At 59.7% G+C, this 13,595-nt stretch carries 12 protein-coding genes; 4 read left to right on the top strand and 8 right to left on the bottom strand.

What is annotated here, in order from left to right:
* Positions 1-59 precede the first annotated feature (59 nt).
* The gene (locus ACFSDX_RS18595; RefSeq protein ID WP_382316286.1) at positions 60-1,214 is read right to left on the bottom strand and encodes a replication initiation protein; all 1,155 of its coding nucleotides are present in this window, start codon (positions 1,212-1,214) and stop codon (positions 60-62) included.
* A gap of 1,112 nt (positions 1,215-2,326) precedes the next feature.
* On the opposite strand from ACFSDX_RS18595, the gene ACFSDX_RS18590 reads away from it, so the two are divergent.
* Both ACFSDX_RS18590 and ACFSDX_RS18585 read left to right on the top strand, forming a co-directional pair.
* Positions 2,327-2,749, top strand: a complete 423-nt coding sequence (locus ACFSDX_RS18590) for a hypothetical protein (protein ID WP_382316284.1) — start codon at positions 2,327-2,329, stop codon at positions 2,747-2,749.
* 281 nt (positions 2,750-3,030) lie between these two features.
* The gene (locus ACFSDX_RS18585) at positions 3,031-4,344 is read left to right on the top strand and encodes an Ig-like domain-containing protein (protein ID WP_382316282.1); all 1,314 of its coding nucleotides are present in this window, start codon (positions 3,031-3,033) and stop codon (positions 4,342-4,344) included.
* A gap of 130 nt (positions 4,345-4,474) precedes the next feature.
* Here the strand turns inward: ACFSDX_RS18585 and ACFSDX_RS18580 are convergent, their stop codons facing one another.
* Positions 4,475-4,813 (bottom strand): hypothetical protein, encoded by a 339-nt coding sequence (locus ACFSDX_RS18580; RefSeq protein WP_382316280.1) that lies wholly within the window; start codon positions 4,811-4,813, stop codon positions 4,475-4,477.
* Complete coding sequence (locus ACFSDX_RS18575) at positions 4,810-5,394, bottom strand: RNA polymerase sigma factor (protein WP_382316278.1); 585 nt, start codon at positions 5,392-5,394, stop codon at positions 4,810-4,812. Before ACFSDX_RS18575 ends, ACFSDX_RS18580 begins: the two co-directional genes overlap by 4 nt.
* 97 nt (positions 5,395-5,491) lie before the next feature.
* Between ACFSDX_RS18575 and ACFSDX_RS18570 the strand changes: the two genes are divergently transcribed.
* On the top strand, positions 5,492-5,848 hold the full coding sequence (locus ACFSDX_RS18570) for a DUF6249 domain-containing protein (protein ID WP_382316276.1): 357 nt from the start codon (positions 5,492-5,494) through the stop codon (positions 5,846-5,848).
* A gap of 51 nt (positions 5,849-5,899) precedes the next feature.
* The gene (locus ACFSDX_RS18565) at positions 5,900-6,856 is read left to right on the top strand and encodes an alpha/beta hydrolase family protein (RefSeq protein WP_382316275.1); all 957 of its coding nucleotides are present in this window, start codon (positions 5,900-5,902) and stop codon (positions 6,854-6,856) included.
* A gap of 105 nt (positions 6,857-6,961) precedes the next feature.
* Here the strand turns inward: ACFSDX_RS18565 and ACFSDX_RS18560 are convergent, their stop codons facing one another.
* The 5 genes from ACFSDX_RS18560 to ACFSDX_RS18540 form a co-directional block, all read right to left on the bottom strand.
* A complete protein-coding gene (locus ACFSDX_RS18560; protein WP_382316273.1) occupies positions 6,962-7,543 on the bottom strand; it encodes a recombinase family protein in 582 nt (193 codons plus the stop codon).
* A gap of 8 nt (positions 7,544-7,551) precedes the next feature.
* On the bottom strand, positions 7,552-8,154 hold the full coding sequence (locus tag ACFSDX_RS18555; RefSeq protein ID WP_382316272.1) for a DUF4468 domain-containing protein: 603 nt from the start codon (positions 8,152-8,154) through the stop codon (positions 7,552-7,554).
* 166 nt (positions 8,155-8,320) lie between these two features.
* A complete protein-coding gene (locus ACFSDX_RS18550) occupies positions 8,321-8,659 on the bottom strand; it encodes a response regulator transcription factor (RefSeq protein ID WP_382316270.1) in 339 nt (112 codons plus the stop codon).
* Positions 8,660-8,738: 79 nt separating this feature from the next.
* Positions 8,739-8,963: a response regulator transcription factor gene (locus tag ACFSDX_RS18545; RefSeq protein ID WP_382316268.1), complete on the bottom strand. Its 225-nt coding sequence runs from the start codon at positions 8,961-8,963 to the stop codon at positions 8,739-8,741.
* Complete coding sequence (locus ACFSDX_RS18540) at positions 8,960-13,228, bottom strand: PAS domain-containing protein (RefSeq protein WP_382316266.1); 4,269 nt, start codon at positions 13,226-13,228, stop codon at positions 8,960-8,962. Before ACFSDX_RS18540 ends, ACFSDX_RS18545 begins: the two co-directional genes overlap by 4 nt.
* Between the last annotated feature and the right edge of the window lie 367 nt (positions 13,229-13,595).

Raw genomic sequence — 13,595 nt, 5'->3', positions numbered from 1 at the left:
AATAAGTGTAAAACTACGTGCAAAATAGAGTGCTGTTTTATTATCTATAATTCTACTAGCTAAGCAGATAACTGCTTCTGTAACTGATTAATTTTTGCTTGTACTTCAGCTAGAGCTACTAGCCTAGTATCATCATTATAGATGACAGCTGTTTGAATAAATTTCAGGCTGTTGTGAGCATCTTCTAGCTCACTCAGAAGCTTTTTACGCTGAGCAGTTAAAGCAGGATTGATTTTCTTCTTACTAGCGCTAGCGTTAAGCTTTTGCTGATATTCTGGTAGCAAATAGCCATCCGTCAGTGCTTTGAATACAGCCCCACCTTCCTTCTTGATTTTTCCCGTCCGAACCTGACTTTTCACAGTATCCAAGACATAGCGCACATAGCCGAGGTCGTAGTCACCGGCAGCTAAGCGAGCTTGAATAAGCGGTAAACTAGCCGCAGACACTCCAGCCTCCAATACCGCGGCTTCCCACTCGCTATAGTCGTTGCTTAGTGCCGCGGCGGGCGGGCTCGTTGAAACAGGCTTAAACGAAAATCTGATTTCTACTACCTCCCGACCTTGCTTGATGGCTTCGTAAGTGAATGGTAAATCGGTGGCGGCCAGTTCGGCCTGAGCTCGGTCAAGTATGCGAGCGCGAAAGTTGTTAAAGCGGTCGTACTCCTTGTCCAGTCCCAGTATAGCTTTTAGCTCATCCAGGCGGATGGTACGTTTGCCAAAGGCCCCATACTCGCGTAGCAACCAATAGATGCGATAGGAACTCGCGCTTTTCAGTTTTAGCAGCTCCGCTAGCTGGGCCTTAGTGAAGTTGTCACGTAGCTCCAACAAATAGGGTAGGAGCAGGTCATTGAATTGCGCCTCAATCATGCCCTCCCCCTCTAGGTAGGTCGCATAAGCTAGCAGAGGAATGACTGTAAAACTGGGCTTCTTCAGCGGGCGGCCGTCGGCACTCAACTTCTCGATAGTAAGTGTGCGGCTAGCGAAGTCTTTCAGCATCCGCCGTACCTGGTCATACACGTTGTTGCTGCCGGTACTTGGCACAATCTCACGTACTAGCAGTTGACACTTGCTGAACGTTGTGTCCGTGCGTTGCAGCCGCGCAAGGAGCGCAAGAAATAGCCGAGCTTCGTGCGTGTTCAAGTCAAACTTGGCATTGACTAACGCATTGTGCTGCACAACCAGCGGATTGGCAGATATCGTCGGGATTGTTTCCACAAGAAGGCCGGACTACTGATTAAGGATACTCAAAAATAGGGGTAGACAGTCAATGCGACTACACATTTTTATTTTTGTAGTCGTGTTGCCCCCTTTTTGTAGTCGCATTATCCCGCTTTCGCCCCCTTTTTGTAGTCGTGTTGCCCCCTTTTTGTAGTCGTATCGCCCCCTTTTTGTAGTCGTATCGCCCCCTTTTTGTAGTCGTATGCCCTTGTGGGCATCTAAAAATCAGTTAGTTACGGCACCCGTAAACTAGTAAAGTTTATAAAGAAAATAAACAGCTAGTTTATTTTAGAAGTTTTGATTTCAAAGGTTTGAGAAAGAGCAGGGTACGTTGAGTAGTCTATCACCTAGGGGGCACGCCCCCTTTTTGTAGTCGCATCATTGAGAAAAACAGCTCTTGTAGTCACTAGAGGCAGTTTTCGATACTTTTTAGCTGTATGATGCGACTACAAAAAGGGGGTAACTCGATTACAGAAGGAAGTAAGTGTTACCTGGTTTGTGCAGGCTGCATTGCGAAGGCAAAGTATTAATAATGCCACGAAATTCTAAAGTATGTTCTAGTATTACGACCATATTATTCTGCGCGACTTTGAAACAAAAGCCAAACCGGGGGAAGATGTAGCCGCGGCAACGATGGTTTTATTGAAGAGTAAACTCTCGGCTGTTTGGGCTGGTAACTAACTACTAATCAGGTGGTATATAATAGTATTTAGCTCGTTATTGCAACCCTTGTGCTATAATAAACTGCTTGGGGTAATCGCATTTATGCTTTTGTGGAGCTGTGTAGTATTGCGCAACTAGCGTAGCTGCTAGCTCCTACTGCTAGCCCCCGACGCCACTTCCTCCTGCTTGGTATGCCTGCTCCCTACGCCGATCTCTCCCAGTACCTAGGTGCCTTCTCTGTGCTCCGCGACCTCCCGACAGAGATGGTAGTGCCCCCGGCCTGGCAGGGGCTGCTCGGGGCGACGGCCCCAGAAAGAGTCCGCTTGGTCATCGCTCTCTGGGAGCAATGCTATCCAGACGAATTCAGTACCCTGCTGCGCGTTTTTCGGCAGCATCTGGTCACGGTAGAAGTGCTCGTCCACGCCACGGGCTGTTGTCTGCTCTATGTGTTCCAGAACCCCCGCGGCGAGGTCTTGCATTACCTAGGGCACGCCCCCGTGGCGTCCACCCACCTCCCCGCTACCCTGCAGGGCTTTGCCTGGCCCGACCGATTTGCCCTGTTCTACACCCAGCTTCATAATGGCTGGTATGAAGTCGTCTCCCATGCCGTCGGGCTCCTCCCGCTGGCCGAAACCATGGTGCTGTCCGAGCTCGAATGGGGCTTGCTCGACGAACTAGATTTGCCTAGCTCTTTCTCTCTAGCCAACGTGGTGAGCGTCTTTTCGTCAGGGGCGGGGGGCTACCTCTGCTGGGACTTTAATCAGGCAGTACCTGCCGGCTTAGTCTGGTGGGATGACGAAGCGCCCGATGTCGTAGATTTCTGGGACCTGCTAGACGAGTGGTCAACCATGGGCATCCAAGATTACTAGCTGCCCGGCCGCAAAAGACGTTTTGTAAACGTGCGTTTAAGTACCGTGATAAACTCGGCACTACTGTCTACTAAAAAAAGTATTCTCGGTCGAGTCTTACCAGCTAGGCTGTTCGTGACTCGGCCGCCAGGCGCGGTATCCTACTTTGTTAGTTCGGAGCATGGCCTTCTGGCACTCGGCACTTTTCGCTTATTTAGCAGGGCAGTAACGAAACAGCTACGCTAGCGGTAGCCTTAGTAGCTAACCGCGTTCCTCGTAGCTTTTCTGCCTTGTACTTTCTTATGTTACGCCTACTGTGTCTGTTCATCAGCTTTTTAAGTTTTACAGCAGCCGTTGCCCAACAACCCAAGCAACGAGTCTTCTCCTCCGACATTGACCGGTTTTGGCTCGCGTATGATAGTGTGCGCACCAGCTCCGACAGCCTGCGCCAGGTGGCGCTCTTCACGCGGCTCTATCTCGCCCCTGGTACTCCCGGCTTGCGTGCGTTGCAGCAAGTCGAGGGCTATACGGCCGCCGAATGGGTCGGCTCGATTCGCCGCCATCCTAAATTCTGGAACTCGATTCGCCCCTCCACCCAGCTCGCCAAGACGGGGGCGCAGCACTTAGCCCCTTACCTCGCCAAATTTCAGCAGCTCTACCCCGCGCTGCGACCCGCCAGTATCTACTTCACGATTGGGGCCCTGCGCTCGGGCGGAACGACTAAGGATAGTTTGGTGCTTATTGGCGCCGAGTTAGAAACGGGCAATCCTCAGACCGATATTTCAGAATTTACGGGCAAGGACCACGCCTTTTTGGCGAGCGTGTTTGCCCGCACGCCTGTTAACAATATGATCCCGCTCAATGTGCACGAGTACGTGCACACGCAAGAGCATGGGCCGGGCAACACCGTGCTGGGGCAAGCGCTCTATGAAGGTACCTGCGATTTAGTGGTGGAACTGGTAACCGGCCAAAAAGTACAGCTGCCCTACATGAGCTACGGGCCGGCCCACGAAGCCGAGTTGAAAGAGCGCTTCAAACTGGAGTTGTTCACGCCCAACATTTCCAATTGGTTTTACAATCAGCTCGACAAACCCGGCCACATCCCCGACCTAGGCTACTACATGGGCTATGCGATAGGCAAGCGGTACTACCAACAGGCACGCGATAAGCAGCAGGCCCTGAAAGAACTCATTGAGCTAGACTACACCAATGACCAAACGGTCGAAGCGTTCCTAACCAAAACCCACTACTACCCGCAGCCGCTGGATAAAGCGCAGGTTCTGGCGGCCTATGAGCAGCGCCGCCCCGTCGTCACACGCTTCTGGCCGGCGCCGGATGCGCAGGGCTTGCTTGATGCTTCGGTGCGCGAAATTCGGATAGAGTTTGCTAGTCCAATGGATCCCAGCGGCCATAGCACGGACTATGGTCCCGGCGGAAAAGCTACGTTCCCGGTCGTTAAACAGCCGGGCTTTGGCACTGATACACGTTTCTACACCTACCAAGTAGCGCTTCAGCCAGGGCACACGTACTCCTTTGTGCTCAATGGCGGTGGCTTCCAAGATGAAAATGGCTATCCCCTAAAGCAGTACGAGGTGAAGTTTCGCACGCGGGAGTAGGTAAGCCAAGGGGATACGCACTGGTTTAGGTCATCCAACGGCCACCTACTAATTTTTTACCTACTAGCAGCAACGACTCCAGCATCTGAAATGTATTTTTAGGCTTGTCACATTTCTTAAACGAGCCTCTTTAAGGCGTGACAAGCTTGCTTTGGTGCTGGCGATAGTGCTCGAACAGCCAGAGCACGCCACCCAAGCCCAGCACGGCGGCGGCGAGCGACGGCGCCAGGATGCCTGTAGTAACTAGGGGTCGCACGTACAGGACCAGCCCTAAGAGGCTCCCCAACACGAGCAGAATCGCCTTGCCCAGCCAGGCCCCTGCCTGGTAAGGCGCGACTGGGGGAGCGGCATAACGGGCCACCACCTGGCGCGTGAGCGCGGCGGAAAAAGCCGCGGAGGGCTGCTGCAGTCCCTGCGCCTGGAGCAACGCTTTGACCGGGTCGGGGGCGGAAGGCAGACGCTGGCTCATAGCAGGTGCTGATGTTCGGTGGGGAGGAGCTGCAGGAGGGCCTCTTCCAGCTGCTGGCGGCTGCGAAGTAACTGCATTTTGACGGCCGAAGTTTTCTTGCCCAGGATGGTGCACAGTTCGGCAATACTTTGCTCGCCCAGGTAATGTAGGGTGAGCACCAAGGCGTCGTCGGCCGGTAAGCGGGCCAACGCCAGGGCCAGGTATTTCTGCTGGTCGGCCTGCCGCACCGCGGCCCAGCCGTCGCCGCTCGTGGTTAGGGGCTCGGGGGTCGCCGGCGTGAGCGGTAGCTCCCGGTGCCGCCCCTGCGCGCGTTTCTTGGTCAGGGCCGTGTTGTAGACAATGCGGTAGAGCCAGGTCGAAAACTTGGCCGCGCGTTGAAACTGCCGAAGGGCCGCAAACGCCTTGAGAAACGCGTCTTGCACGACTTCTTCGGCATCCTCCGGGTTGCCCACCACGCGCACGGCCACGGTATAGGCCAGGGCTTGGTAGCGCTGCACGAGCTGCGCTAGGGCTTGGGGCTGGCCCTGACCAGCTTGCCGCAGCAGCCGGTCGTCCGCGGAAGGGGGCTGAAAGAAATCCATGTACGGGCTTAGACTACCAAAGGCCGCGTGTGGTCACACCGTGTGACCACACGCGGCCTTTGGTAGTCTAAGGGGCAAACTACTGCACTCGTCACTTATGGATCATTCGCTCGAAGCCATCGCCCCTATTACCATCCCCATTACCATCAGCCTCGCTTTGGCTGGGTTCGGGATTGCTTACTACTACTTCACGACCCGCTCGCGTGAACGGCTGGCCCTTATCGAGAAGGGCTTGGACCCCACGGCGTTTGCCCAGTCGAGCAGCTATCTACCCCTGCTACTACTGCTCGGCGTGCTCAGCATGGGCATCGCGGCCGGCATTACGGCCGGGGCCGTGCTGACCCAGCTCCTGGGCGAGCAAAACTACGTGTACCCGGCCACCATCTTCTTCGGCGCGGGCCTGAGCCTGGTCGTCGCCTATTACTTGCTGCGAGCCGCCGCCACCGCCCGCTAGGCTACCCCTCAGCGCCCAGCCTTCCCGACCGCCTTTTTTCACCTGTTACCTATGCACCAGCTGCTGTTACTCGCCTCGCTCTTTGATGCAGCTAGCCGCCGATGGCTGGTCTGGCTCGGGCTACTGGCCAGCTTCGCCCCGGCGCCTGGGCGGGCCCAGCCTTCCCACTATCGCACCACCCCTATAACCTTTGTGAGTGCGGGCACTACGCTGGCCGGCACGCTCGTGCTACCCACCCGTCCCGCGGTGGCGGCCGTGGTCCTGGTCCACGGGTCCGGGCAGGAACCGCGGCAACTTGGCCTAGCGGGACAGCTAGCCGCGCGGAGCATCGCCGTGCTCACCTACGACAAGCGTGGCGTGGGCGCTTCGGGCGGGGAGTACGTGGGGCCCGAGGTGGGCACTAACAACGTGGCGGCCGCCAATCTGCGTTTGCTTGCTACCGATGCCAGCGCCGCCCTGACGACCCTGGTGGCGTGGCTACCTACCCACCACGGCCCAGTGGGCCTGCTGGGCGGGAGTCAGGCAGGCTGGGTGATGCCGCTGGCCGCCCAGCAAAACCCAGCCGTGCGCTTTCTAGTGCTCTTCAGCGGGCCCGTGGTGACAGTACGCGAGCAACTGCGCTTCCAGTTTTACACGGCCGGCGACGCCCACTTTTGGCAAACGCACACCGAAGCCGATGCCCGAGAGCACCTGCGCCACGACCCCGACCGCTATAAGTTTACTGACACCGATGCGCGTGCCCTGCTGGCTACGCTGACCATCCCGGGGTTGTGGTTGTTCGGCGGCCAAGATATCCAAGCCCCCGTACGCGAATCTATGGCCAACCTCGATACGCTGCGCGCCCAGGGCAAAGCCTACCAGTACCAGTTATTTCCAGCGCTGGGCCATAACACGGCCTTTGCAGGTTCAGCGGAGCCGCTGGAGGCGGCCGTCCGTTGGCTGCACGCACTTGCGCGCGGTAATAATCGAGTAGCACGCAGCAGTCGGGTGAGCGTACCACGAGAATAGGTCGCGCCACCCGGCAAGAAAAGCTTCTTTATTGCGCTGCGAATGGGCATCATGCCTATTTTTAGTGGCAGATACAGCGGCAGCAAAGTTTGAAAAAGGCCCTTTTTAGGCCTCTAAAAGGTATTTAGCTACGGTACTAGGCGACATCTTCAGCGCCCGCGCGATGGTCTGATTTGAGGCGCCACTGGCTTTGAGCCGCCGTACCTGCGCCACGGTTTCGGCGCTTTTGGTGGGCGCGCCCAGCTGCACGCCAGCTGCCTTCTTTTTGGCCAGGGCCGCCTTCGTATTCTCCGAAATCTTAATCAGGTCCTGCGCCGCGATGGTGGCCAGCATCGAGACAATCACGTCCCCGAAGGGCCCGAGTGAATCGAGGTAGGGCTCGCTGTAGGACTTGTAATTCACCCCATGGTCTTTGAGCTCCTTCAGGTAGCGCAGCGTGGCCAGCGCACCTTCCCGGCTGAAGCGGTCCAGGCGCCAGAACACGATCAGATCGAACTTCTGCTGGTAGGCCTCCAGCAACAGACGCTTGAAGTCACTACGATCAGCTTTGCCCCCCGACTCCTGGTCGGTGTATACCTGATAGATCGTCCCGTGCTGTTCGGCAAAGGCACGCAACTGGTGGAGCTGGTTTTCGGTGTCCTGGCCTTTGTCCTTGGTCGACACCCGGGCATAAATCGCGACGCGCATACGGTTGTTCACCAAGCGATAGGGGGGGCAGTCACTGTTTTGCGCAGACTCTGCAACAGCCGCTGCACGCTCTCATCCAGCCCGGCTTTGAGTAGACCCACTTGCTCGGTCGTCAGATAAGTACTGATGGCGGGGAAGCCCTGGCTCAGCGCCTCATGCCGCCGGCTCTCGGCTTGCGTCGCCTGGGCCGCTTGTATCCAGCGATTCAGGTCATGCAAGACGTAAGCCGGATGGTCAGAGGTAGAGAAATCGCGGACTGCCCCCAAATTCGAGATTTCTACCCGGTAGCGTCCCTCGCGCGTTTCAACGCGAAAGCGCAGCCAGAGTTTATCACTCGCCCCGGGCTTGCCATTGGGGCGACGCGTATGCACCCGCGAATACCCGCTTCCGATCACCACATGCCGCCGGGCATCCTCCAGCTGCAGGACTTGGTGCACGTCTTCAAACGTAAGCGCGACCCATTCGCGTACCCGGCCGTACAATTCGTCCGCCGATACGCCCGGGACGGGCACCACCTCTTGGTAGCGTAAGGTATCGGGCAAGGCAGCTTGCGCCGAGCTCTTGAAGGGAATAAGCAGGACGACTAATAGCAGAAAGAGCAAAGACTTCATGGTGGCAAAGTAAGGCCTAATTCTTACGCACAAAGCCCCTGATAAGCCCTCCAATAAACGGTGTCGAAATACGCCCCCAAAAACCTGCATTTCTGGCTTACTAGGGCACGTTGGTAAACCCTCCAAAAAACGGTCTATTTTTGGAGGGGAGTAGCCGCCAGCGAACTCAGCTCAGCCAGCCCTGGCTCATAGCCTCTCTCACTAGGGCCGCCGTGTTCTTGGTGCCGGTCTTTTCCAGCAGGTGCTGCCGGTGCGTTTCTACCGTGCGCGGGCTGGTGAAGAGCTGGTCGGCAATCTGGGCGGTGGTGAGCCCGTCGGCCACCAGCCGCAGGATTTCATGCTCCCGGGCCGTGAGGCCGCTCGTGGGCTTAGCGGCCACTTCGGGCACCCCGGCCAACACCTGCTCCAGCATGGTCAACCCCAGCTCGGAACACAAAGACCGCTTGCCGGCGGCGATAGTCCGCACGGCCACTAGCATCTCGTTGGGCCCGGTATTTTTTACCACGTAACCACTGGCCCCCGCCGCCAGGACCTACCCAATAGCTAGCGCGTTATCGGCCATCGAGAGGATGAGCACCCTCACTTCAGGAAACTCTGCGCGCAAACGCTGGGTGGTAGCCAGGCCATTGAATTCCGGCAATGTGCAGGTCCAGCAGCACCACCTCGCAGGGGGTACTGGGCAATTGAGCGAGCAGCTGCGCGCCATTTTTGGCTTCCCCGACTACCTGCAGTTCGGGGGGGTGCTGGAAAAGCGTCCGCAGGCCGGCGCGCAGTAAGGTGTGGTCATCTACGAGAAATAAGCGTATCATAGGGTCAGGAAATCAGGGATTGGAATGCGAATGCGCACGTACGCTCCGCCGAACGAAGCCGTGCCGGTTTCGACTTGGCCCCGGAGCAGGGCCACCCGATCGCGGATGCTACGCAGGCCCAGGCCGGGGCTGTTGCCCGGAGCGAACCCAGGGCCGTTGTCCTCGGCCCGCAGCATCACCCAGCCTGGCATGGTTTCCAGCTCCAGGCTGGCGTTGGTAGCGCCGGTGGCGTGCTTCACAATGTTCAGGGCCAGTTCCTGGGCCATGCGGTAAAGGGCCATCTGCAGCGCTGACGCGAGCGGGGCCGCGGCCTCATCCAGCAGCACGTGGCTACGCAGGCGCAGCTGCGGCGTGCTCATCTTATTGGCAACGTCTCGCAGGGCGGCAGCCAGGCCAAACTTTTCGAGCGCCAGCGGCACCAGCTCGTGGGAAAGGGCGCGGGTCTGCTGAATAGCTTCGCTCAGCAGTTGGTAGGCCTCGTTGCGGGCGGCGGCCAGGGCCGGCAGCGTGTCCAGCACCGGGGTGTGCAGTTGGTCCAGGCGCAGCTTGGTGGCAAAAAGCATCTGGCCGATGCCATTGTGCAGGCTCTCAGCCATGCGCTTGCGCTCGGCTTCCTGAACGGCCTGCACGGCCTCGAACAAAGCCTGCTGCTGCGTCAGGTGCAGGCGCAAGTTGTCGGCTTCGAGGCGCTGCAGCTGGCTGATGTCCAGGTCCACGCCCAGCACCCGCACCGGCTGGCCCGCCTCGTCGTAGAGCACCACGACTTTGATGCGCACGGTTTTGACCTGCTCCCCCACCCGCAGGCGCAGGGTGTCCTCGAAGCAGTCAGTGCCCGTGGTCAGGCAGTGCACGAGCTGCTCGGCGTGGGGCCGGTCTTCTGCCACCACGTAATCCAGGTAGATGTTGGGGGTGATGGTTTGCCCGAGCGGCAGGTCAAACAGCTGGTACATGCCCTCGGACCACAAAAATTCTTGGGTCAGCAGGTCGTAGTCCCAGCTGCCCAGGCCGGCGACGGCTTCGGCTTGTTCCAACAGCCGCAGGTTGCGGGTGCGCTCCTGCTCGGCCTGTTTACGGGCGGTGATCACTTCCGTCGTCAGCACGACCAAGCCGGCTTGGCGCACGACAATATGGCGAAACCAGTGCTGCATGCCTTCGCCCTCGTACCAATTCTCAAAATCTGCCGGCTCCCCGGTGGTAGCGACCGCTAGCAACCGGGCTAGGATGCCGGCAGGTACCGTGTTGGGGAACATGGCCGTGAAGCGTTGCCCGGCCAGGTCGGCCCGGCCCACTATCTGCTTGTTGAACTCATTGTAAAGCAGAATTTCAAAATCCTCAGGCTGACCCGCCGCGTCGCGCAGGATGCGCAGGACGACAATAGCGGTGGGCGAGGCGTCGAATACGGTTTGCAACAAGTTGCGGCTTTCCTGCAGCTCCTGGGTGCGGGCGGCCACCTGCTGCTCCAGCTGCGTGTTGAATTCGGCCAGCTGCTGCTGGGCCTGCACCCGCTCGGTCACGTCCCAGTGCACGCCCCGCAGCTGGATGATACCCGTGGTGGGGTCGCGGGTGCCCTGGCCATATTCTTCCAGCCAGCGCACCTGCCCGTCGCGGGGGCGCACAATACGGTAAATGCTGTGGAAATCTTCGCCCGTGCGGCTGGCCTGCTCAAATATAGCTTGTTGGCGGGCGCGGTCGTCGGGGTGCACCAGGGCTAAGCCCGTGTCGCTGGTGGCATCGGCAGCCCCGGGCAGCAGCCCCAGCACTTGCTCCGACATGGCCGACAAGCGGAGGCAATTGTCGGCCGAAGTCCACTCGAAGCTCCCCAAGTGGCCGGCCTGCAGGGCCAGTTGCAAGCGCTCCTCACTCAGGCGCAGCGCTTCCTCAACCTTCTTGCGGGCCGTGATGTTGGTGGCCGTGCCAAACCACTCCACCAGCTCACCTTGTGCATTCAGCACCGGCACGGCGTGCGAAGACGTCCAGCCCACCGAGCCATCGGCCTGCACGATACGGTGTTCGAGCGCAAAGAAGTGCGGGCCCGCGATGGCCGCCTGAATGGCGGCTTCCACGGCGGGCTGGTCAGCGGGCGGGATGTAGGCCTCCAGCCAGGTGGCGGTGGGCCCGGCGGTGTCAGCCAGCACGCTGCGGCCGTCCAGGTACAGCATGTGCTGCCAGCCGGCATCCATGCGGTAGAGCACGTCGGAGCTGGCCGTGACAAAGAGCCGGAACTGCTCCTCCGACTTGCGCAGGGCTTCTTCGGCCTGCTTGCGCTCTATAACGTTGTGGAACAGAACAGCCACGCGGTGGGCCGCCGGCTCGTCGATGCGGAAGGCATACACATCGTAGAACATGCCCAGCGCGGCGGCTTCGTGCTCGAAACGCATCGGCTCGCCGGTGCGGGCCACCTGCCCGTAAGTATCGAACCAGAAAGCTTCGTGCGTGGGGGCCAGTTCGCGCATCGTGCGGCCCACTGCGTTGGTCAGGCCGGTTTGCCGCACAAAGGCCGCGTTGGCTTCCAGGACGCGGTAGTCAGTGGCGTGGCCCTGCGCGTCGAACAGCATTTCGATGGTGCAGAAGCCTTCGTCGATGGAGTCGAACAGGGTGCGGTACCGCGCTTCGCTGGCCCGCAGGGCGGCTTCGGCGCGGGCGCGTTCCATGGCCGCCCAGGTGCGCTCGGTCGCATCTTCGAGCAGGGCCACCTCGCCCGGCGTCCAGTGTCGCACGTCCGCCGACAGGGCCACTATCGCCCACTGCGGCCCAGCGCCCCCGCGGCGCAGCGTGGCAGCGACGAGGGCCCGCAGGCCGAGGGCCCCCAGGTTGTGCCGGTCCGTGTCGGAAAGGCCGGCGGTGTGGGCCAGGTCGTCGATGACCAACGTCTGGTCATGGGCGACGCGCAGGGCGTCGGGAAAATCGGACAAGCGCACCTCAGCGGGCAGGGGCGGTATCCGGTGGTTGCCCACCTGATGGGGGAAAATGCCGCGGTCCCCCGCCAGGTCATAGAGGCCGATGTAACAACGGTCGAGCTGCAACTGCTCCCCGAGCATGCCGAGCGCCTGGTCCGCCACGCTGGTGGCACTCGTTTCCGCCCGTAAGGTATCGGAAAACCGGAGCAGGAACGCTTGCTGCTGCTCCTGCTGCTTGCGGGCGGTGATGTCGGTGAAGAGCAAGGCCACCTGGCGGGCTTCGGGCGGGTCCAGCCGGAAGGCATGTACGTCAAACCAGTAGTCCAGCTGCGGCACGTGGTGCTCCAGCCGCACGGCTGCGCCCGTGCGGGCCACCGGCCCGAAGGTCTCGAACCAAAACGAGTCGATGTCGGGCCTGAGCTCGCGGATAGTTTTGCCTTGCGCGTCGGCTGGCATACCCGACTGTTGGGCAAAGACCGAGTTAAGCTCCAAGTAGCGGTAGTCTACAGGGTGCTGGCCAGAGGCGTCGAACAGCACTTCCACCACGCAAAACCCCTGGTCTATGGTGTGGAACAGGGCCTGATACTGGTTGGTGGCACGCAGAAGTAACTCATCGCGCAGTTGCAGGGCCTCTGTCTGCATCTGCTTTAGTTCCGTGATGTCGCGGGCGATGCCGAGCACGGTAGCCACCTGCCCGTCGCGCACCTCGGGCACCAGGCGCGAGTGGTAGTATACCGGGCCGTGCGGCCCGGCAAAGGGATTGGAGTGCTCCTGCGGTTGGCCCGTTTCGAACACCCGCTGCAAGGCCGCCATGTACGGGCCCGTGATGTCGTACGACGCGCCCATCTCCGCAAACGTGCGGCCCAGCAGGGCACTTACCGACTGGCCGGTTTTAGCAGCAAAAGCGGCGTTGGCATAGCGCAGGCGCAGGTCGGGCGTCCAGCGGGTGAGCACGTCAGGCGTGTTCTCGGCCAGGGTCTGGTACTGCTGCTCGCGCTGCTTCTGGGGGGTGATGTCCTGCCCGTACAGTACCCATCCCCCGGCTCGCCGGGTAGCCGATAAGCTAATCCACTGCGCCGTCTGCGCCAGAAACACCTCCCGCGCAGATGCCTCGCCCGGTTCCAGCAGCTGGCGCAGCGTGGCTCGGATGGCAGACGGCAAGCGGGCGGTAGCCAGCGGCTGGCCCAGCAGCGCGGCGGGCGCCACGCCGCACCAGTGGGCCGCCAACTGGTTGACCCGCCTGATCATATGCTGCTCATCCAGCACCAGTACGCCCCAGGGCTGCGTATCCAGCAACTCGTCGGCCGAAAAGCCGGGGTGCTGGGGTGGGGCCAGTCCTTCGGAAGTGGTGTCGGCAGGTAGTTTCATACGAGAGCGGCAGGAGGAGAAAAAACGTAATCTAGTTCCTGCGTTTCATATGCTTACGCTTATTTTCCCCAAGCAATCATCCCGCGCTTTAGTAACCTGAACCTTGGTAAAGTCCCAAACAGGCCGACGAAGTGGCGTGGCCATCCCCCTGCTAGGCTCATTTAGGCAGGGGGCCTCTGTGCTCGTACCGACCATCCAAGAGCCGCCCTATTTTGGCTACCGAGTAGCCGGCTTCTTCGCTAAGTGCGGCCATCTTATCCAGCGTGAGCACCCTCCTCAAACTGGTTTCTTGGTTAGTGGACTAGCAAGACGCATTTGATCACCGGATGGGCCGGGAGGCATTACGCCATCAGTTGGCGGATGACCG

Origin of the sequence: Hymenobacter bucti (genome assembly GCF_042681145.1) — a bacterium.
Classification (GTDB): Bacteria; Bacteroidota; Bacteroidia; order Cytophagales; family Hymenobacteraceae; genus Hymenobacter; species Hymenobacter bucti.
The sequence above is the reverse complement of the archived record's forward strand: the minus strand, read 5'-3'. Positions and strand labels throughout refer to the sequence as shown.